The sequence below is a fragment of the Candidatus Thermoplasmatota archaeon genome (assembly GCA_029907305.1).
In the GTDB taxonomy this organism is placed as follows: domain Archaea; phylum Thermoplasmatota; class E2; order DHVEG-1; family DHVEG-1; genus JARYMC01.
Genome location: JARYMC010000015.1, coordinates 1 through 20,137 on the forward strand (window position 1 = coordinate 1; position 20,137 = coordinate 20,137).

24 protein-coding genes and 1 tRNA gene are annotated in these 20,137 nt (G+C 36.9%); 17 read left to right on the forward strand and 8 right to left on the reverse strand.

Annotated features, from left to right (window positions below; genetic code table 11):
- Positions 1-388 precede the first annotated feature (388 nt).
- The 4 genes from QHH19_01975 to QHH19_01990 all read left to right on the forward strand — a co-directional run bounded on the left by QHH19_01975 (position 389) and on the right by QHH19_01990 (position 3,878).
- Positions 389-1,801, forward strand: coding sequence for an MBL fold metallo-hydrolase (locus QHH19_01975; protein MDH7517100.1), 1,413 nt, complete (start codon positions 389-391; stop codon positions 1,799-1,801).
- 53 nt (positions 1,802-1,854) lie between these two features.
- Positions 1,855-2,934: an HD domain-containing protein gene (locus tag QHH19_01980; protein ID MDH7517101.1), complete on the forward strand. Its 1,080-nt coding sequence runs from the start codon at positions 1,855-1,857 to the stop codon at positions 2,932-2,934.
- Positions 2,931-3,644, forward strand: coding sequence for a DUF72 domain-containing protein (locus QHH19_01985; protein ID MDH7517102.1), 714 nt, complete (start codon positions 2,931-2,933; stop codon positions 3,642-3,644). The genes QHH19_01980 and QHH19_01985 overlap by 4 nt, the downstream gene beginning before the upstream one ends.
- Positions 3,645-3,707: 63 nt before the next feature.
- The gene (locus QHH19_01990) at positions 3,708-3,878 is read left to right on the forward strand and encodes a methytransferase partner Trm112 (protein MDH7517103.1); all 171 of its coding nucleotides are present in this window, start codon (positions 3,708-3,710) and stop codon (positions 3,876-3,878) included.
- Between the two features lie 10 nt (positions 3,879-3,888).
- Here the strand turns inward: QHH19_01990 and QHH19_01995 are convergent, their stop codons facing one another.
- Entirely contained in the window at positions 3,889-4,434 is a 546-nt protein-coding gene (locus tag QHH19_01995; protein MDH7517104.1) for a hypothetical protein, read from the reverse strand.
- Position 4,435: 1 nt separating this feature from the next.
- Positions 4,436-6,418, reverse strand: coding sequence for an ATP-dependent DNA helicase (locus QHH19_02000; GenBank protein ID MDH7517105.1), 1,983 nt, complete (start codon positions 6,416-6,418; stop codon positions 4,436-4,438).
- Between QHH19_02000 and QHH19_02005 the strand changes: the two genes are divergently transcribed.
- The 5 genes from QHH19_02005 to QHH19_02025 all read left to right on the forward strand — a co-directional run bounded on the left by QHH19_02005 (position 6,403) and on the right by QHH19_02025 (position 10,140).
- Entirely contained in the window at positions 6,403-6,561 is a 159-nt protein-coding gene (locus tag QHH19_02005) for a hypothetical protein (protein MDH7517106.1), read from the forward strand. The two genes, QHH19_02000 and QHH19_02005, sit on opposite strands and share 16 nt — an antisense overlap.
- Positions 6,558-7,244: a hypothetical protein gene (locus QHH19_02010; protein MDH7517107.1), complete on the forward strand. Its 687-nt coding sequence runs from the start codon at positions 6,558-6,560 to the stop codon at positions 7,242-7,244. Before QHH19_02005 ends, QHH19_02010 begins: the two co-directional genes overlap by 4 nt.
- 106 nt (positions 7,245-7,350) lie before the next feature.
- A complete protein-coding gene (locus QHH19_02015; GenBank protein ID MDH7517108.1) occupies positions 7,351-8,190 on the forward strand; it encodes a class I SAM-dependent methyltransferase family protein in 840 nt (279 codons plus the stop codon).
- A gap of 3 nt (positions 8,191-8,193) precedes the next feature.
- The gene (locus QHH19_02020) at positions 8,194-8,709 is read left to right on the forward strand and encodes a DUF367 family protein (GenBank protein ID MDH7517109.1); all 516 of its coding nucleotides are present in this window, start codon (positions 8,194-8,196) and stop codon (positions 8,707-8,709) included.
- A gap of 42 nt (positions 8,710-8,751) precedes the next feature.
- Positions 8,752-10,140: a CoA-binding protein gene (locus QHH19_02025; GenBank protein MDH7517110.1), complete on the forward strand. Its 1,389-nt coding sequence runs from the start codon at positions 8,752-8,754 to the stop codon at positions 10,138-10,140.
- A gap of 170 nt (positions 10,141-10,310) precedes the next feature.
- On the opposite strand, the gene QHH19_02030 is transcribed toward QHH19_02025, so the two are convergent.
- The 5 genes from QHH19_02030 to QHH19_02050 form a co-directional block, all read right to left on the reverse strand.
- Positions 10,311-10,655: a hypothetical protein gene (locus tag QHH19_02030; protein ID MDH7517111.1), complete on the reverse strand. Its 345-nt coding sequence runs from the start codon at positions 10,653-10,655 to the stop codon at positions 10,311-10,313.
- A 103-nt stretch (positions 10,656-10,758) separates the two neighbouring features.
- Positions 10,759-11,118: a hypothetical protein gene (locus QHH19_02035; protein ID MDH7517112.1), complete on the reverse strand. Its 360-nt coding sequence runs from the start codon at positions 11,116-11,118 to the stop codon at positions 10,759-10,761.
- A gap of 36 nt (positions 11,119-11,154) precedes the next feature.
- Positions 11,155-11,745, reverse strand: a complete 591-nt coding sequence (locus QHH19_02040) for a CDP-2,3-bis-(O-geranylgeranyl)-sn-glycerol synthase (GenBank protein ID MDH7517113.1) — start codon at positions 11,743-11,745, stop codon at positions 11,155-11,157.
- A 61-nt stretch (positions 11,746-11,806) separates the two neighbouring features.
- Positions 11,807-12,310, reverse strand: a complete 504-nt coding sequence (locus QHH19_02045) for an ArsR family transcriptional regulator (GenBank protein ID MDH7517114.1) — start codon at positions 12,308-12,310, stop codon at positions 11,807-11,809.
- A gap of 139 nt (positions 12,311-12,449) precedes the next feature.
- A tRNA-Ala gene (locus tag QHH19_02050) sits at positions 12,450-12,521 on the reverse strand.
- A gap of 85 nt (positions 12,522-12,606) precedes the next feature.
- On the opposite strand from QHH19_02050, the gene QHH19_02055 reads away from it, so the two are divergent.
- The 7 genes from QHH19_02055 (at position 12,607) to QHH19_02085 (ending at position 18,267) form a co-directional block, all read left to right on the forward strand.
- On the forward strand, positions 12,607-13,215 hold the full coding sequence (locus QHH19_02055) for an METTL5 family protein (GenBank protein MDH7517115.1): 609 nt from the start codon (positions 12,607-12,609) through the stop codon (positions 13,213-13,215).
- 212 nt (positions 13,216-13,427) lie between these two features.
- The gene (locus QHH19_02060; GenBank protein MDH7517116.1) at positions 13,428-13,853 is read left to right on the forward strand and encodes an uL15m family ribosomal protein; all 426 of its coding nucleotides are present in this window, start codon (positions 13,428-13,430) and stop codon (positions 13,851-13,853) included.
- A 35-nt stretch (positions 13,854-13,888) separates the two neighbouring features.
- Positions 13,889-15,445: a preprotein translocase subunit SecY gene (gene secY / locus QHH19_02065; protein ID MDH7517117.1), complete on the forward strand. Its 1,557-nt coding sequence runs from the start codon at positions 13,889-13,891 to the stop codon at positions 15,443-15,445.
- 25 nt (positions 15,446-15,470) lie between these two features.
- Complete coding sequence (locus QHH19_02070) at positions 15,471-16,019, forward strand: adenylate kinase (protein MDH7517118.1); 549 nt, start codon at positions 15,471-15,473, stop codon at positions 16,017-16,019.
- 24 nt (positions 16,020-16,043) lie between these two features.
- Positions 16,044-16,688, forward strand: a complete 645-nt coding sequence (locus tag QHH19_02075) for an EMC3/TMCO1 family protein (protein MDH7517119.1) — start codon at positions 16,044-16,046, stop codon at positions 16,686-16,688.
- Positions 16,689-16,701: 13 nt separating this feature from the next.
- Positions 16,702-17,229, forward strand: a complete 528-nt coding sequence (locus QHH19_02080; protein ID MDH7517120.1) for a cytidylate kinase family protein — start codon at positions 16,702-16,704, stop codon at positions 17,227-17,229.
- 39 nt (positions 17,230-17,268) lie between these two features.
- On the forward strand, positions 17,269-18,267 hold the full coding sequence (locus QHH19_02085) for an RNA-guided pseudouridylation complex pseudouridine synthase subunit Cbf5 (protein ID MDH7517121.1): 999 nt from the start codon (positions 17,269-17,271) through the stop codon (positions 18,265-18,267).
- On the opposite strand, the gene QHH19_02090 is transcribed toward QHH19_02085, so the two are convergent.
- Positions 18,268-19,797: a hypothetical protein gene (locus QHH19_02090; GenBank protein ID MDH7517122.1), complete on the reverse strand. Its 1,530-nt coding sequence runs from the start codon at positions 19,795-19,797 to the stop codon at positions 18,268-18,270. It abuts the gene before it with no gap.
- 130 nt (positions 19,798-19,927) lie between these two features.
- On the opposite strand from QHH19_02090, the gene QHH19_02095 reads away from it, so the two are divergent.
- On the forward strand, positions 19,928-20,137 hold a 210-nt coding region (locus tag QHH19_02095; protein MDH7517123.1), incomplete at its 3' end, for a hypothetical protein.

A 20,137-nucleotide genomic window follows, 5' to 3' on the forward strand; every position in this document is an offset into this window, starting at 1 on the left:
TATCTAATCCTACATAGTTCATCTATCTCACCTCTCTTATCTGAGAGGCGAGGCAACTTTAACATGTCATCTTTACAGATGAAAAAATTCTTAATAATTGCTTAAAAAAATTTAGGTAACATTTGTACAACAACGCTTTATAAGCAAAACAAACAAATATTAAATTGGAAAAAAACATGTTGATAGTTGGACAGGTATCAAGCAAAGAAGAAGCAAACGAAATCACCTTCATAGCGAAACTGTTCGTAGTTGGACAAAGAGCAAGATATCTAGCCCAACAAAAAGATAAATAAGACTCCCATCTCTCCTCTCCCTCCATATTTTTTCCTTTTTGATAAACTTTATCTAGGCGGTTTTTGTTCTAAAGAAACATAACGGTGGATTATACGTGGTAAAGCTTACATTCTACGGGGGAGTAAAAGAGATAGGCGGAAACAAAGTACTACTTGAAGATAGGGATACAAATATATTCATTGATTTTGGTTTGAGTTTCTCCCGTAGAGGCAAGTATTTTGAGGAGTTTCTGACGCCTAGGACTGCTAATGGTATCGGTGATTTTCTTACTATGAAACTTTTACCAGACATAAGAGGTGTTTATAGGGAGGATTTGCTGGAGCATTATGGACGTAAAGCAGAAGATCCGTTGATTGATAGTGTTCTTTTGTCTCATGCCCATGCAGATCATGCTAATTACATATCGTTTCTTCATAAGGATATACCTGTTTATTGTGGTGAAACATGTAAAAGTATTCTTGAAGCTGTTGCTGAGCAGAGTCAACGTGATATTGAGAATGAGGTTATTGATTTCAGGGTGAGACCACTACGGAGGTGTGACTATAAGAACCCGCCAATCAAGAGAATGTTTAAAACTTTTAGAACTGGTAAAAAGATAAATATTGGTTCGCTGGAGATTGAGCCGGTTCATGTTGATCACTCGGTACCTGGTGCATACGCTTTTGTGATATATACCTCAGAGGGGGCTGTGGTTTATACTGGTGATCTTCGTATGCATGGTCTTCATTCCAGTATGACAGATGATTTTATTGATGTCGCAAAGGAGGCAAAACCAGTTGCTATGATTACAGAAGGAACACGTGTTGATCAAGGTAAAACAGATGAATCTGAACAAAAGGTTTATCAGAAATCAAAAGAAGAGTTAATGAATTGTAAAAAACTCTCAATAGTTGATTTTAACTTCAAAGACGTTGATAGGTTTACTACCTTTTATAGGGTTGCAAAAGACTTGGGTAAAAAGCTTGTGATAAGTTTCAAACACGCTTGTTTTTTAGAGAGGTATCATAAGGATGAGAAACTAAAAGCACCAGATAGTAAGGATGAAAACATTTTGCTTCTTAAACCAAAGAGGCTAACTGGTACTTATATTGATGAGGATTACACTGATCAGTACATAAGATGCAGGTTAAATTACCCTAATGTTGTTACTGCTGAGGATATAACAAAAAAACCTGCTTCTTATATGGTGGCTTTAAATTTCTATTACTTTAATATGCTCGTTGATTTAAAACCGTATGGTGGTGTTTACGTTCATTCTTTGTCTGAGCCTTTCAATGAGGAGATGGAGATATCTTATGAGCGTATGATGAACTGGCTAAAGTTTTTTGATCTACGTTTTGTTCAGTCTCATTGCTCTGGTCATATAAACGGCTCTGATTTGAGGTATCTGATCAAAACAGTTAAACCTGGTGTGTTGTATCCGATTCATACTACTCATCCTGGTATGTTTAGGAAACTTGGTATAAAAACCAGGTTGGTTAAGGAAGGAAAAACGTATAAACTATGAGATTATAAGATATTTTACATTTATTTGGTTTATCCTTTGGGGGAACATTGGATATGACTGATATATATGGTTATGATAAAAAGCAGGATGAGCAGACTATGATACAGGCTGATGTTGGTAGACGTAAAAAAGAACAGTTCATTGAGAACCTTCGTGAGGGGGATGCTGTTAATGATTTTTTTGCTGTTAAAACTAAGAACCCGCCACGTGCTTATAAGAAGGGGACTTGGTTTGATTTTGTTGCTGTTGACAAGACCGGTGAGATTGGTGTGAAGTTCTGGGGTGGCGAAAACAAAGAGAGGGTTAGAAGGCTTTTTGAGAGTTTCAAGATAGGTGACGTGGTTCAGATAAGGTCTGGTTATGTTGAGGTTTATGAGGACCGGTTGCAGATATCAATTAATGAAGCAACTGGTGGTCTGCGTAGATGCGGCATGAATGAGTACGATGCCAGTGATTTTATACCCTCCTTAGAGGAGGATAAGATTAAAGAGTTTTTTGAGCAGATAAAGAAAGAGATTAAAACAGTTGAGAACGTGCAACTAAGGAACCTGTTGGACATATTTTTTGATGACCCTGTGTTTGTTAAAGAGTATACCCATGCTCCGTCTGCTATGACACATCATCATAACTATGTTGGTGGAAACCTTGAGCATACTGTTGGTGTGATACGTTTATGTGAGAATATCTGTGAGATGTACCCTGGTATAAACAAGGACTTGGTTATAACTGGTGCGATACTACACGATGTCGGTAAATTAAAGGAGTATAAGTATACTGCTGCGGTTGATAAAACAGAGGAGGGTAACTTTATTGGTCATATAGTTATGGGTGATCGTTGGATTCGCGAGAAGATAGCTGAGCTGAAAAAGAAGGGAAAGGATTTTGACCAAGGTTTGGAGAATCATCTATGCCACATGATACTTAGTCATCATGGTAAGTACGAGTGGGGTTCACCTCGTATGCCTAAAACTATTGAGGCATGTGTACTTCATCAGGCTGATCTCATGGATTCTCAGGTTAAGAACTATATGCAGAACATAGAGGAGATTAGGAAGAGTACTGATGATGATTGGGCTTTTGTCTGGGATGCTGATCTTGGTAAAAAAAGGGTTATGTATCTGGGGGATAGATGAACTATTATTTTGGGTGCTCAGGCTGGTCTTATAACCATTGGGTAGGTGATTTCTACCCTAGTAACCTGGATAGAAGTGATTGGCTTGTTTTCTATTCTAAACATTTTAACTCTGTGGAGGTTAACGCTACATTCTACCGTTTTCCTTTTCCGAATGTGGTTAAAGGATGGTATAATAAAACCCATACTGGTTTTAGTTTTACTTTGAAGGCAAACCGGCAGATTACCCATGTGAAGAAACTGAGAAACATTGATGATTTACTACAGATTTTTTATAAAAACGCTGATTTGTTAAAAGAAAAACTAGGATGCGTGTTATTCCAGTTTCATCCCTCTATGAAGAAAGATGTTAAACTCCTAGAAGATTTTGTTTGTGAACTGGATAAAAATAAGAGGAATGCTATAGAGTTCAGAAACGTTTCTTGGTATGATAAAGATGTTTACAAGGTGTTGGAGGAAAACAACGTCGGGTTTTGCATAGTCTCCGCTCCGAGGCTACCCGATGATGTAGTTTCTACTGCTGATTTCGGGTATGTAAGGTTCCATGGTAAAGATAGATGGTACAACTACAACTATAGTGAACAAGAGCTAATTGAGTGGGCTGAGAAGATTAAAAAACTTGAAGTTAAAGATGTTTTTGTCTATTTTAACAACGATTTTAATGCATATGCTGTGAAAAACTGTAAAAGACTAGTTGAGATACTACAATAAAAAAACGTTTTAGGTTTTTTTTAGAAAAAGGGTTATTAGCATAAATTTCTATATGTATCTTCTATGAAACGGGATTTATTGGGTATCCTCTGCTGCCCGACATGCAAGGGTGATTTAGAGCTAGTTGTTAAAAAAGAGGAAAAAAGGGAGATTATTAGTGGGATTTTTAGTTGTAAAAAATGTAAATGTACTTACCCTATAGAAGATGGGATACCAAATCTTTTGCCGAAATAAAAATAGTTAGCTATTTCTTGCTTAAAGATACATCTCCTTCTAAACCAGTACAGCCAATCGCGTTGCTACCAACAGTACCCTGACAGAGGTTACTAAGGAAATTCAATGTCCATATGTTTCCCCCGTCATCCATAAATGTGAGACGGGTGCCACTTAAAATACCATTATTAATATCGCTTACTGAATTGTGAAATCCAGTACAACCAGCCCCTGAAACAAGTTCTTGAACTTGTGAATCAGGAATATTGATCGTAACTGTACCAAAGACATAATTTCCATTCTGTTGAAGTTGAAGAATCACAGAGGGTGGATTCATAGTACCAACATATCTACAGGCAGGATTACCACAATTAATACCACCGTTTGTAAAAGTGCCTGAGCCTTCCCAAGTCCCTGAAATGCCTGCCGGACCGATGAAGCTATCAAGATCAAGAACCGAGATGAAAACATATGCGACCCCAACGACTACAAAAATAATAATAATCCCAAAGGTAGCCGCAAGTCGCAATCCTCTGCGTGAACGCCGTCTCTTAAAAACCTCATCAACCGTTTTCACATTATTTTTTCATAAAACTATCAATATCCTTTATCAGATTTTTTGACTCTGTAAGATCCTTAATATATTTTTTGAACCTGGGTGCACGTCTATCAAGAATAACTGCTACACCACGATCATTCTCATCACGAATAAGACGACCAATAGACTGCAAGAGTTTACGAGCAGTTGGTGCCTCAACCGTGTACTCCCAACCCTTCCTAAACTTAGTCTCATAATACTGTTGCAAGCCACGCTGACGAGCAGTAGGCTTCGGATAGGGTATACCAACAATCACAGCTATCTCAAGCTCCTCAGCAGGGAAATCCATACCCTCACTAACCCTACCACCAATAACAGAAAACATGGCAGCAGCCTTTGTTTTCTTGTAACCAGACTGTTTGAAATCATATACTATATCCATGAGCTCAGACTGCGACATCCCCTGCTCCTCAACATAGAGGCCACGTTTAATATCATGTTTAATGCCATCATGTAAAAAAGTTGACAATATATCAAAACTAGGGTAAAACACCATGGTGTTCCTAGAAAAACTATTACAGATATCAACAATATACTTACGTAACCGTGGAATAATTTTTTTATCCTTCATTATCTCATCATACTTTGTTGTAACATCACGAACAAAAAACACGCGCCTATTATCAAGTGGGAAAGGCAAAGGATAAGCAACAAGCCTTGTATCCTCAGGTAGACCAATAGAGTCACGGTACTCCTCAAGAGGCTCCAACGTACCAGACATATGAATCGTTGAATGAAAAACCTTCATAATATCGGTCCCAACACTAGGATCCAAACAAAAAGCCTCTATACGCGGGTTTCTACCATCAGAGTCATCAACCACGAGCTTAGCATACTGATCTATCTCAAGTGAGAACCAGAAATCCAAAAACAAACCAAGTTTATGAAGATAAGAACGAGGTAGGCTACCCTCTTTTTCTTTGTAATCACGTATCTTCTCACCATACGCTATAAGATCACCGATGATGTCATGAAAAGTCTTGCTAGTTATACCTAGTCTAGAAAACACCTCGGTCTCAAACTCATGAGAAGGAATAAAAGCATCATTCCTCTCAACCGGTAGTTTCCTAAGACCGTTCTCAAGCACCTCATAAACATAAGTATCCCTAATATCGTTGATGATACTGATTAGTAGTTTGCAGAAATCAGAGACAGAAACCTTGCCACCAGCTAGAGAAGGATCACCATGTCTCTCAGCCTCCAAAATACAACTGTTGAGCATCCATGTGCTAAGCTGAGCAGAAAACAAATCACGGATATAATCAGGGAGGTTATGCGCCTCATCAACAACAAGAATCATATCCTCCTCAGACACAGACAACCAATCAAAAAACATGTTACGAATCATAGGATCAAAAACATAAACATAAGGGACAACAACGAGCTGTGAATCACGAACCAAAAGCTTGTTAACCTCATACGGGCAAATCTTTTTCCTTTCACAAAGTTCTATGAACTCCTCAGCTGTTGGAAGATTCTTCTTAGTCCAACCAACAATGTTCTCAACTTTTTCTTTATCAACAACAAAATTCCTATAATAAACACAGCCCTTGTCTTTTTTCCTACCAGCTGTTCTTGCCTTCTTTTTCTCACTCGAACAAATCTTTGAAAGCTCATCAGCGGTACCCCTAGAAAGCTCAGGGTCGTTACGAGCAAGAATACACATGTTTGCCCGCCCCTGTATACCAACACCAAAAACCTTTTCTTTACCAGTTTTTAATTTTTTCCTGATAGCTCTAAGCTCAATTATAACCTGTTTCTGCTGAGCATTTGTACGAGTCGTATAAATGATTTTTTTGTTGTTCTCAATAGCAAACTCAAGCGTAGAAGTAAGTGCACAAATGGTTTTACCAGAACCTGTACCTGACTCAAAAACAAGGTTACCACGATCAACTAACGTGTTTTTTATTGTCTGCATTATCGCAGTCTGGTTTTTACGAGGTTTATATGGAAACAGGTTCATTCAAAAATGGTATACAAGCATGGATAAATAGAGTTGTTGATGGGCACATTGAAAGTATTAACAACCATATAACCAAAGAGGGTTATTATGCAAAACATCTAAGTACTACTAGTCCATTTAAACTCATAGGGAGGTTATTATGAAAAGAAGAGGACTTGAAATTTGTATAGCACTGCTTCTCTTCGCTGGATTGATAATAACACCAGCAATAGGAAGTGTTGCTGAGGTTAGTGACACAAACAAAATAACTGTATATTTCTGGGATTTAACAGGCGACAGAGCAGTAAAAAAAGTATTGGAGTTTACCCAATCAGACTGGGCTGATTTCAAAAATCAGATTAGAGAAATCCGAACTACAAGTACATCCATAGAAGAATCTCTTAATGCACAATTTGCTCTATTCAAAGAACGCGGCATAATTTCTTATGATATGACATATGAGACTCTAAAAAACATGGCAGCAGAGAGATTCAAGGATAGACATTACATGCAGCTAAGAGCTCCTTTAAAAGCTGGCAAAATAATAATAAACGCGATCTGCGCAATAAGCTTTGAATTAACAAGTGGTAGCACTTTTGTTTTTGGTTTGAACACCTTCATAAATCTAGTTGGATTTGACATCATCAGTTTCCACAAGGGTTATTCGCCAGATGGAATAAATACGATGGGTGGTTTACTACATCAAGAAACTAGTGCTGGTGAGCACATCGGCTCTATGTTTGGTTTACTTGGGTACTGGTTTGGAACAAAAACAGGTACAGGAACCTATTCGAATTTGATAGTCGCTGGATTCACTGTTGGCACATTCTGGCTTAACTTATCTTAAAAAATATTGATAATCATCTACTTTTTTTCTACTCATTGATAGTTAAGAGTAGGAAAAATCCATAGATGTAATCTTTATAGTGTTAACTGTTAAACCCAAATAATATATGATTGAAACACCATTTGATCAGATAAAAAAACTTCTTCAAAAAGAAATACCGTTGAAACTAATTGATAAAATCCCTGATAAATGGGAAAAAATCGGGGATGTAGTAATAATAAAATTACCAAAAGAGTTAAGAAGATATAGAAAAAACATAGGAAAAGCATACGCAGAGGTTCTTAGCTGTAAAACAGCTCTAGAAGACGTTAGTGGGATCACGGGTGTATACCGTGAGCCAAACGTTGAAATCATATATGGAAAAAAAGAAACCGAGACTATACACAAGGAAAATAACATAAGATACAAACTTGACCCGCAGAAGATAATGTTCTCATCTGGTAACATGGATGAGCGCATACGCATGGCTACGATTTCAAACAAAAACGAGACAGTCGTTGATCTCTTTGCAGGCATCGGCTATTTTACTCTGCCAATGGCTGTATACAGTAAACCAAAGAGGATTTTTGCTTGTGAAATAAACCCGGTTGCATACAAATATCTATGTGACAACATTGTGTTGAATAATGTAACCTCCATTGTTCAACCTCTTTTTGGTGACAACAAAGAAACAGCACCAAGAAACGTGGCTGATAGAGTTGTAATGGGGTATATTGAGGATACACACAAGTTTTTACAAACCGCTATAGATTGTTTGAAAAACAAAACAGGTTTTATTCATTATCATGAGGTATGCCCAGATGAACTGTTCCCAGATAGACCATTAAAACATATAAACAAGTTATCTGAAGAAAATGGTAGAAAAGCTGAGTTCGTTAAACATAGGTATATAAAATCATATGCACCTGGTGTTGGCCACTACGTACTTGACATTAAAATAGGGTGAGGGATGAAAGAAAAAATCAGACTTTATATCTATCATATGAACGAGGATGACCAAAAAAAATGTAGTGCTAAAAAGCTTCATAGGTTTGGTTTTGCTAAACTTGAAAAAAACCTTAAAAAAATACCGAAACATGCAATTCTTTTGAGTCCTTTTGCTGAAAAAAGTCTTTCAAGAGAAGATTTACCAGCAGCCAAAAAAGTAGGTATCCTAGCTGTTGACTGTTCATGGGAAAACGCAGAAAGTCGTTTTCAGGAACTTGGTAAATCGTATATACCACGGGCTCTACCATTTGTTTTGGCGGTTAATCCTGTTAATTATGGTAAACCTTTTAAGTTAACGACTTTAGAGGCTTTTGCCGCCTCGCTTTACATCCTCGGTCAAGTTGATCACGCATCTGAAATTTTAAAAATATATAGTTGGGGACCAAATTTTTTAGAGTTAAATAAACAACCTCTAGAGGAATATAGGAAAGCGAAGAACAGCGGAGAGGTTATAGAAATCATGAAACATTACATATAAATACAGTATCTTGGAATATCTGTTGGAGAGGATAAAAAAAACATGAAGCAATCACTTGAGACTTTCTTCAAACCAAGTAGCATCGCTGTTGTTGGAGCATCAGCAAACCCTACAAAGGTTGGGCATGCTACATTAAAAAATATACTTATTTCAGATTATCAATGTAAACTCTACCCGATAAACCCAGATGATGATGAAATCCTTGGTCTTAAATGCTACAAGAAACTGACTGATGTTCTTGGCCCAATTGATCTTGTTTTAATATCTGTTCCAGCCCCTATTGTCCCACAAATTGTGAGAGACTGTGTAATAAAGAAAGTAAAACACATAATAATCATCGCATCCGGTTTCAGCGAAATAGGAAACCATGAAGGGGAAGAAGAAATAAAAAAGATTGTTGAAGGAACCGGTATTCGCATCCTAGGCCCAAACACAATGGGTTACAAGAACGCTTCAGATGGTCTTGATGCATCATTTGTTTTTGGAACACCTAGAAAAGGAAATGTGGCGTTAATAAGTCAAAGTGGAGCACTTGGCATTGGCATGATTTATCTAGCAAATAACGAGTTTGTTGGTTTATCAAAAATAATAGGCATGGGTAACAAAATCGATATTGATGATGATGATTTAATTGACTATTTTTCCAGAGACCCTGAAACAAAGGTTATAGGTTTATACATCGAAGGAGTCAAAGATGGTAGAGCTTTTATGAACAGTATAAAAGCCTGTGATAAACCAGTACTGGTTGTAAAAGCTGGAAAAAGCGTATCAGGCGCAAGAGCAACAGCATCACACACAGGCTCTATGGCTGGTAGCGACGCAATATATAGCGCTGCTATTAAACAAGCAGGCGGAATAAGATGCAGAGACATAGTAGAACTCTTTGACATGGCAAAAGCACTATCCGTGCAACCACCAGCACAAGGAAACCGCATAGGCATAATAACCAATGGTGGAGGAGTAGGAATACTTCTTAGCGACGCACTTGAAGAAAACGGTCTTGTAATACCAAAACTATCTGAAAAAACTTACAAAAAAATAGAAAAAATACTTCCGCCCTCTGTTAAACCAAACAACCCAGTTGATTTAGCAGGAGATGCAGGATTCTACAGGTACTGGTCAGCAACCCAAGCCCTTCTACAGGACCAAAACATAGATGGCATAATAGTTGCATCAGTACACGCAGGATACGCAAGACCAAAAGAGTTTACTGGCGCAATACTAAAGATGGTGAATCAACAAAAACTACATCATGAATACAAAAAACCAATACTAGGAATGTGGGTTGGTGGAAAAGAGTTTGAAGATTTAGTAATGGATTTAAAAGCAGTAGATGTTCCTATTTATCCTTCATCCTGGAGAACAGCGCGTGTGATGTGGGCGCTATGGCAAGAAGGAGAACGAATAAAAAGAGAACGACAAAATAAATAGTAATAACCATTATTTTTTACTTATTTTTCACAAAGTTATTTCTTAAAAGATTTTACAAAACCCGCTGTTCAGATTTTTCCCCAAGTGCACTAATCAAACTAGGTTAATTTAAACAAAATTCAGAAAAATAAAGAAAAAAAGAAAAATAATTGATTTAGGTTAGGAGTAGACTATATTATTCTTAACACACCTAGTATACCTGCTATTAGGACTATGATCCCAATAAACCCTTGGAATCCACCTAGCCACTTAGCTACTTTCTCCAGATGTTTCCCTACAGCGGGTATAGCTGGCAATATTCCTACGATCATAATCAGGCCTGCAAATATTGCAACAATACCAAGTAAGCTACTCCAATAACCAGCCACTATAACATAGATTATTAATATTATACCGATTATTGTGTCAAAACTGCCTAACCATTTTGCAAATTTTTGCAAGGTTGGAACTGCGTCTAAAAAGCTCACACATAGTATAAGTCCAGCTACTATATTCAATATGTGTAATATTTCCATATTTCTTTTCCTCCACACCTATAATATTGTATGTCTACAATAAGTATTTGTTTTTATAGATTTCTGTTTAAAAACTTAAGGAGGAGCCAACCATATAAAAATATTAGTCAACCCATTCAACACCAAGGATCTTCTCCCAATCAGGATGCTTCTCCAACCACCTATCCACAGTCTCCTTACTAACACAATTCTTACAGATACCAATCATCTTAAAATAACAAGACAAACAAACAGCTTTGTTGCATTTTATACAAACTGACTTAGCACTCCTCTCACCACATATCTCACACTTACCAAGATCTTTTTCCTTTTTTTCAGATGCATCTTTTATTTTCTGAGTTAAAATACCCTCTTTCTCCGCTTCCATCACCCACTTTTTGAGATCCTCATTCATGTATGACATTTCTCTAATGGCACTAATCTGCGCATCAGAGGATTTTACCAATGTTTTTTTCCTGCCCATAACAACACGTTTTAAAACAATTATCGAGTATATAATTTATGCTTTACTATGTTGAAGTTTTTTATTAACAAAATTAGCAAATATATGAAAAAACGGTGTCAAAACCAATAAAACCAAGATATGCCAAACAGAAAAAACTTTTAGAAACCAGTTATAGGATGTGAAACCAAAAATTTGTATAATCGTACTAACAAAAAAACAAAGAAATAAAGCACCAACTATAAAATCAAGCTGATCAAAAACAAACCAATCCTGACCACGCTCCTTACCAATACGTCTTTTAAAAAAACTTTCAACCATATCACCAAGCAGGGCACCAAAACAAAGAGAAAAAATAATCGGTATCATCAGAGGAAAACCCTCGAAATCACTAATATTAAGGAAAGCAAAATCACTCATAGCAATGTATTTTGCTGCAACAGCAAGACCAAAACCACCTGTCATGCCAACAAAAGCTCCAGCAAACAGACCACGCCAGGTTTTACCATCACCGAGAATACGCCTACCATCCCTCCAATTTTTGCCGAAATCAACAGGTCTGCCGCCGCCGACAAGAACAGCGCTACCATTAGCTATATATGCTGGTAGAATAAGCCACAATGCCTGCAATATTATCTCATAATCCATGCCAGAAAAACAGAATGAATACTCTATTTAAAAACAATATTCAAAAAAAACACTAGGTTATTTATTCCTTTCTGCTAAGTTTCAAACCCTTGTAACAGAACTTGTTAGATCTTTTTACTAAACCCTTAAGAGCCAGGTTGGATAAATGGAATTTCTCAGCAACCATGTTACCAAATTTACCCTCAGGTCCTATGAAATCATATATCTTTGTTTCCAGTTTTTCAAATTCATCTTGGTCAAGAGATGCAACAGTAAAAATCTCGCTTATCTCATTAATTGGACAGGATATGTTAATGTTAAAAGCAGAGTAATAAGACCTATATTTCTTCTGGGGTTTACCATTAATACCCTCCTCAGGTGTAGTCCATTTGGTTTCAACAAGTTTCATTCTATCAAAAACATCAAGGGCTCCCTCTCCATCCTGACCATATTTATCAACTATCTCGCTCATGGTTTTCCAGCCGTTTAATAATTCGTTGAAAATATCCTTCTTTGTTTTACTATCAAAAGCCCGAAGTAGGGGTATAAGATCAGTGGAATCATTAACAACCTTTGTCCGCATCATTTTAACTTTACCCTTCTCAATTATTTGTTAATAAACAGCATATAGTAAAACTGTATTTCCTGTATTTAAGATTTTTGTATAAGATTTTTAATATTTTAATAAACAACTAAAAATAACAAATTTTTTATAAAAAAATAAGTGGACCCGTCGGGATTTGAACCCGAGGCCTCCCGCATGCCAAGCGGGCGATCTTCCACTGATCTACGAGCCCATCTAAAGAACATCCTAAAAACATAATAAGCAAATAAAACTTGTGGAAAAAGTATTATTAAACAAAAACCCTAACAACCTATGCAATGATGAAAAAGAAACAACTAGAAATCCTACTACAAAAAATACCAATACCAGAAAAACCTGTCCCCAGCCTAGAACAATACATGACACCAGCAACAATAGCATCAGACATAATATTCACAGCATATCAACTAGGGGACATAAAAGATAAAACAATTATAGACCTAGGATGCGGCACAGGCATATTCTCAGTAGGCGCCCACCTAATGGGAGCAAAAAAAGTAATAGGATATGACATAGACAAAAACCTCATACAAACAGCCAAAGAATACGCAAAAACAAACAAACTTGACATAGAATTTCTAGTAAAAAATGTAAAAGAAGTTGATACCCAATGTGACACCATCTTGATGAACCCACCCTTTGGCGCACAAAAAAGCAACGAAAAAGCAGACAGAGCATTCATTGAAAAAGGATTCGAAATATCCAATGTAATATATTCCCTCCATCTAGCAGATACAATTCTTTTCTTAGAAAAAATGATTTCATCACTGGGTGGAAGAATAACATTTCAAAAAAATTATTTGTTCCCAATAAAATGGATGTTTGATTTTCATAAAAAAAAAGTAAAAGAATACAAAACAGTTTTACTGAGAATTGAAACAAAATAACAGATAGAAAAAATATAATAGCAGGTTGTTTTTCTCAAGTTTTATAATTTAGAAGAAAAAAATCAGACAATTTTAAAAACATTCAGATATTGCCTTAGCTGGAAAAAACACATCAACAATAGTAGTTTACTGAAGCCGAAAATATAATAATATGGTACTTTATCTGCTTTCAGCTCACCTGATATTAAAAAGTTTGTTAGAAGGGATTGAATTTGGCTAAAACAAAAACAAAGAAATTCAGAGGAAAACGAACTTTCGGCAGAGGAAAAAAGAGTGGTAGAGGTGCTGGTTTAAGAGGCGGCAGAGGCAACGCTGGTCTCCATAAACATAAACATATGCGCATGATAAAATACATGCCTGATCATTTTGGCGCCTATGGTTTTAAAAGACCAAAAGGTACTGTTAAAAAAGATAAGATAATAAATATCGGTCAGCTTGAAGAATTGTTTCCTAAGAAAAAAGAGATAAATCTCACAGAAGAAGGTTTTGATAAATTGTTAGGCGGTGGTGGTGTTAACAGTAGTCTCATGATAAAAGTAGAAAGTGCATCACAAAGGGCTGTAGAAAAAATCAAAGAAAAGGGTGGAGAAGTAATATTACCAGAAATACAGAAAGAACCTAAGAAAGAAGAAAAATAAGGTAAAAAAATTTAAGGGTTATTTGGGTTTGAGATATGGCAGAGGAGAAGAAAAGCCGGCTGTTTGCTTTAAAACCAATTATTGAGAGATGGCCTGCTGTCTCTAAACCTGAGGGGCATGTTCCTTTTAGGACTAAGATTCTTTGGACTGTTACTTGTCTTATTCTTTATTATATTTTAACACAGATTATGATTTATGGCCTTCATGGTGATGTGATCGATCTTTTCGCTGGTTATCGTTTCATCATGGCAGGTGCATCTGGTTCAATAATGCATCTTGGTATAGGTCCTATTGTCACAGCATCGATTATTCTTCAGTTGTTTGTTGGTGCAAAAATCATTAAACTTGATCTCACAAAAGATGAGGACAAAGGGATTTATCAGGGTGTACAGAAGATACTTGTTATAGTGATGATACTTGTTGAGGCTATTCCGCAAGTATTCGGATACTTACGACCGTCGGGAAGTGTCGAATTAGGAACTGGTCTTTATGGACTGGTTGGATCAGGATGGGCTGAGGTAATTATAATTGTACAATTATTCATGGGTGCAATGCTTGTATTTTTTATGGATGAACTTATTTCAAAATGGGGTATTGGCTCTGGTATATCCTTGTTTATTGCTGCTGGTGTCTCAGAATCTATATTCTATGGTTTGTTTAACTGGTTACCTGCAAGCAGTAAAGACGTCTTGAGTTTGTCCAACCCGCCTGCCGGTGTTATCCCTGGTACCTATTATATGGCAACACAAATGAGCCTCAGCGACATGATGAGTTATGGTTATGAGTATATGTTTATCGGCCAAGTAAATTCCATTGTAGCACTTATCGGAACCATATTCATATTCTTCATAGTCGTATATGCTGAGTCTTCTCGTATTGAGTTACCTCTTGCTCATGAAAAAGTCAGAGGAGCACGTGGACGTTATCCGATACGGTTGATATATGCATCAAACATACCTGTTATTTTAATGGCAGCTTTACTCGCAAACATAAACATGTTCGCATTCCTATTCTACACAAACCCTACACTCAAAAATATACCTTTTATCGGAGGGCAAGGTTGGATTGGGGCATACGATATAACCTCGAGTAACCCATCACACCCACTGTATGGCGGAGCGTGGTATCTCTCGAACCCGAATGGAGTAGGCAGCTGGCTTCTGCCTATACTCCAAGGAGGATACGGTGGACACGCTGCATGGCAGTTTGCACTGAAAATAATAATATATCTCGCGGTAATGTTAATCGGTTCTATACTGTTCGCTAAATTCTGGATTGAGACAACAGATATGGGCGCCTCTGCTGTAGCAAAACAAATACAAGACTCAGGCATGCAAATACCTGGTTTCAGACGAGACCCGAGGATACTAACAAAGGTACTAGAGAGATACATACCGGTTGTAACAGTAATAGGTGGTGCAGCTGTGGGAGCGCTCGCAGCATTCGCAGACATGATCGGTACACTAGGTAATGCCAGTGGTACTGGTGTACTACTGACTGTCGGCATAATGATACAACTCTACGAACAAATAGCTAAAGAACAAGCAATGGAGATGCACCCAGTGCTAAGAGGATTCTTCGGAAACGAATAAAAAAAGTTTTTGAGGGAAAAAAAATATGGGAATTATTGTTGTTACAGGAATACCAGGCGTTGGAAAAACAACTGTTATGCAAAAAGCAGCTGAGGGAATGGACATAAAATTCGTTACATTCGGAACAGTAATGATAGACATAGCAAAAGAAATGAAACTAGTAAAAGATAGAGACGAAATGAGAAAACTAACACTAGAGCAACAAAAAAAACTACAAATCAAAACAGCAGAGAAAGTAGCAAAAATGAAAAACGTAATAGTAGACACTCACTGCACAGTAAAAACCCCAAAGGGCTATATGCCTGGTTTACCAGAGTGGGTTATTAAAAAACTGAACCCAACAGCTATAGTAATAGTTGAAGCAGACCCAGAGGAGATATACAACCGTAGAGCAAAAGATACAACCAGGAGCAGAGATCCTGATACAGTAGAACAAATAGCTGAACACCAACAGATAAACAGGGCAGCTGCTATGGCTTATGCTGCTTTAACAGGCGCAACAGTAAAAATTATTTTTAACCATGATAATGCTTTAGATGAGGCTGTAAAACAGGCTTCGCCTGTATTAAAATAAAAAAAACCTTTGGTGAAATAGATTATGGATGATAGAGCACAAGGAAGCACATTCCTATACATGATGATGTTTTTACTTGTAATGTTTGTTATGATGAGTTTTGGTCAAGTGCTTGGTTATTATTTTGGGCTTGTTCTTCAACCAGTTATTGGTTTCGATGGAAACTGTCCTCTTTTGACAATATTTCTTGCTGGGCTGATAGTGGTTTTTCTTTCATCACTACTCACAAATCTTCTTACTGATTGGAGAAAAATGGCTCATTCACAAGAAATATCAAAAGCATTTCAGAAAGAGATGGCATCTGCGAGTAAAAACCGTGATATGAACAAGATAGCTAAGCTTAGGAAGATACAACCTGAGATAATGAGAAGACAAACTGAGGCGTCCAGTGGTTCAATGAAATCCATGGTTTTTCTTGCAATATTTATATGGCCTATTTTTATTTGGCTGCAAAATTTCCTAAGAGGTTTACCTTATTTTTATTTCACTGTACCATGGGCTAATCAAGTCTCATTTTTTTCTTACCCGGTTTTATGGCAAGCATGGTTATGGATATATCTTATAACTTCCATGTTGTTTGGGCATATCATAAGACAGGGGCTTAAATGGATTAGTTTGTCTGACTGGTGGAGAAATATAAGAAGGAAAACTAAGCCCTCTGCAATGTAATAATTTTAGGTTTATGGTTACAATAACTATAAGTGGTACGCCTGGTAGTGGTAAAACCACTGCTGCAAAACTTTTAGCGGAAAAACTCAAACTAAAATATGTTTATGTCGGCGATATTTTTCGTGAGATGGCTGAGAAACATAGGATGTCTTTAGAGGAGTTTGGTAGATATTGTGAAAAACATAAAGAGATAGATCAGCAGTTAGATGATCATCAGCTTGAAATACTTATAAAAGGGAATGTTATTGTTGAGGGGCGTATATCTGGTTGGCTTGCCTATAGAAACAATATTCCTGCTGTGAAGGTTTTAATTGACACAGACATAGAAACAAGAGTGAAACGTATTTTAAAACGTGAAGGTGGGGATTTTAGTGAAAGGAAAAAAGAGATGCTTACTAGGGAGAAAAGCGAGGCGACTAGGTACAAGAAATATTATAATATTGATTTAAAAGACAAGTCTATTTATGATATTGTTATTGACTCTGGTGATAAAACGCCTGCGGAGATAGTTGATATTATTGTCAAAAAAATAGATGGGTAAAGAGTTTTTATATAGGGTTTTTATTCTATTGCGTCTGAGATGATTGACAAAAAACATGAGTTGCCTTCTGACAAAAAACGTAAACGATTGATTAAAATTCAGGTTAAAACCAACCCTAATTATGGTAAGGCTCCTAGTGAACGTAGTGTTAAGGAGCTCTTAGAGAAGGGTATGATTAATTTAGATAAGCCTTGTGGGCCTACTAGTCATCAGGTTGTTGCCTGGGTTAAGGACATTCTTGGGGTTGATCGGGTTGGTCATGGTGGCACCCTTGATCCTAATGCTACTGGTGTGTTACCTGTTGGTGTTGGTGATGGCGCCCGTGTTTTGCAGGTTGTCCTCTTGTCTGGTAAAGAATACGTTGGGATTATGACTCTGCATAAAAATGTTGATAAAAAGAAACTTATGGATGTTACTAATGGTTTTGTTGGTGAAGTATCTCAGGTCCCGCCTGTTCGCTCTGCTGTTAAAAGAGTACGTAGGAAACGGCGTATATATTACTTTGATATCCTAGAGGTTAAGGATAGGGATGTTTTGTTCTGTGTTGGCTGCGAAGCAGGCACCTATGTTAGGACACTCTGTGTCGACGTTGGTAAGAAACTTGGTTGTGGTGCACATCTCTCTGAGCTTAGACGCACTAGAGCAGGGGGATTATTTGAAAAGGATTCTGTGATTTTACAGGATGTTAAAGACGCTTTTGTTTTCTGGAAAGAGGAACAAAACGAAGAAAGCATCAGATCTGTGGTTCTCCCAATGGAACGTTTACTGGATCATATACCAAAGATAGTGATCCGTGATTCAGCTGTTGATGCAATTTGTCATGGTGCCAGCCTCGCTGTACCTGGTGTTGTTGAGGTAGACTCTGATATCCTTAAAGGGGATTTAGTCGCTGTTTTAACGTTGAAAGGAGAAGGTGTTGCTTTGATGAACTGCCTTATGTCAACCGAGGAGATAATGAAGAAGGACACAGGTGTTTGTGCTAGCCCTGAAAGGGTGTTGATGAATAAAGGAACCTATCCATCTATCTGGAAAAGATAATTATAATCCGCCAAAACCGTACATAGGCATAGTAATCAACATGATTACTTGCCCTGATTCTACGTCTATGATTGCCACCCTTACATTTTGAGGCAACTCGGTAGCTGTATCTCCAAAAGCAATCATATACATCGACATCGAATCTGGAAACATTTCAAACATACCAGATAAAAATCCTCCAGCAGAATCTAAGGAGGATAATTGACTAGAAATATCGGATACAAATTGTATTAGCATGTTAGAAGAAACCATTCCCACATATTTTGAGAAAATATTTTCGCAGCCAGAAAATGTTAATAGTTCTTGGCTTAATGATGATTTTAAGGATCCACTCGTTAAATATGTTTTAGATTCCTCTGATAGAATAGTTTTTTCAATACCATCATAAGAAAGTTTGATATCATATCCTAGCGTGGTTTCGTCTCTAAAGCTTAGTTCCCATGTCTCATTATTATCTGTTCGTCCATATTTGCAACTGGCAATATATGCATTTGGATGCGAATTTAAATATGATGTAAGGTCCGGTGAATTTATCTGTGCATAATTTAATGCTTCTTCAGGTGTAAAAGAAATTGTAGAGGTTTTATTTCCAAAATCAGGCATGATACTCCATTCTAAATATTCACCAAACAGATTTCGTTCTGGAAAAACTGGTTTTGATGAACCCCAAGATATAGGTGTTGTACCACGTTTTGATGATTCAAGTAAAATATCCATAATAATGGATGTTTGATAGTTACCAAAAGTAATTGTTGTTACTGATGTTATAGTACCGCTCATTTTAATTAGGCTTGGGAATGAACTCGCAAGCCAAACTATATAGTTACATGTAATAGATGTTGTCATTCCCTCTTGTGAAGAGGTATTAATTGGGAGAGAGAATTGTATTTTCATGCAATCATAATTTTTTATATTTTCATTGCTTAAAGCAGTCCATGTGATTGGCATATTAGCTATTGTGATTGTCCCTTTATCGCCTTTTTTGATGTTTTTTCCCTCAAATGCTGATGAAATATCGTTTGGGGTAAGGTCTGAAACTGCTGAAACTGAAAAACCAAAAAATGAATAAAGAAAATCGTACATTATTTTAGAAACATAAAACTCAAAAGACATAGCCATAATACCCATATTTATATTTGATACAGTTTTTGATACAGTTTTTATTGGAGATTTGGATTCAGGATCTAAGTAAGAAAGAGTATATGCCGACATATTGTATCCTAAATATTGTTGTTGATTCATTTCAAAAGTAGTTTTTGTATACATTTCTATTGCTTCTCGTTCTATACCAAAACCATCCAATATGGTTTTTGTTCCATTTACTTTTGTAAAAATGGTACCATTTATTGTGTGGGTTGTCGATGGAGAAGAACCTTCAGTTGCAGTCATTCTCATCTTAAGAGTGTGTGCTACTTCATCTCCAATATTTTGAGGTACGACAGTAACTGCAAGTCCTTGTTGTGTGCAACCACTTATTAGAGAACTGGAGATTAACAAAACAGCTATAAAAAATATAATATTCTTTTTCATTCCTATATCACTCCTCTTTAAAGGAAAACATCATTTGTATTTGTCAAGTTAGTTAGCTTTTCCTACGAGCTACTTGTATAAACCGAAAAATCCATGCAGATCTTCATCCATACTCTTCTGCATGGATGGGATGCAGAACTGGCCAATCAAAGCAGTACAACTTATCAAAAAACAACAGCAGGAAATCGAAGAATTTAAGAAAAGACTTAATGAACTTGAGAACAAACTGCGACAGTATGAGAATCCTCATACACCTTCTTCTCGGCAACGATTCAAAGGAAACACTGGTGGAAATAACGTTTCTTCCGGGAAGCATGGTGGATTAATAGGTCATCACGGT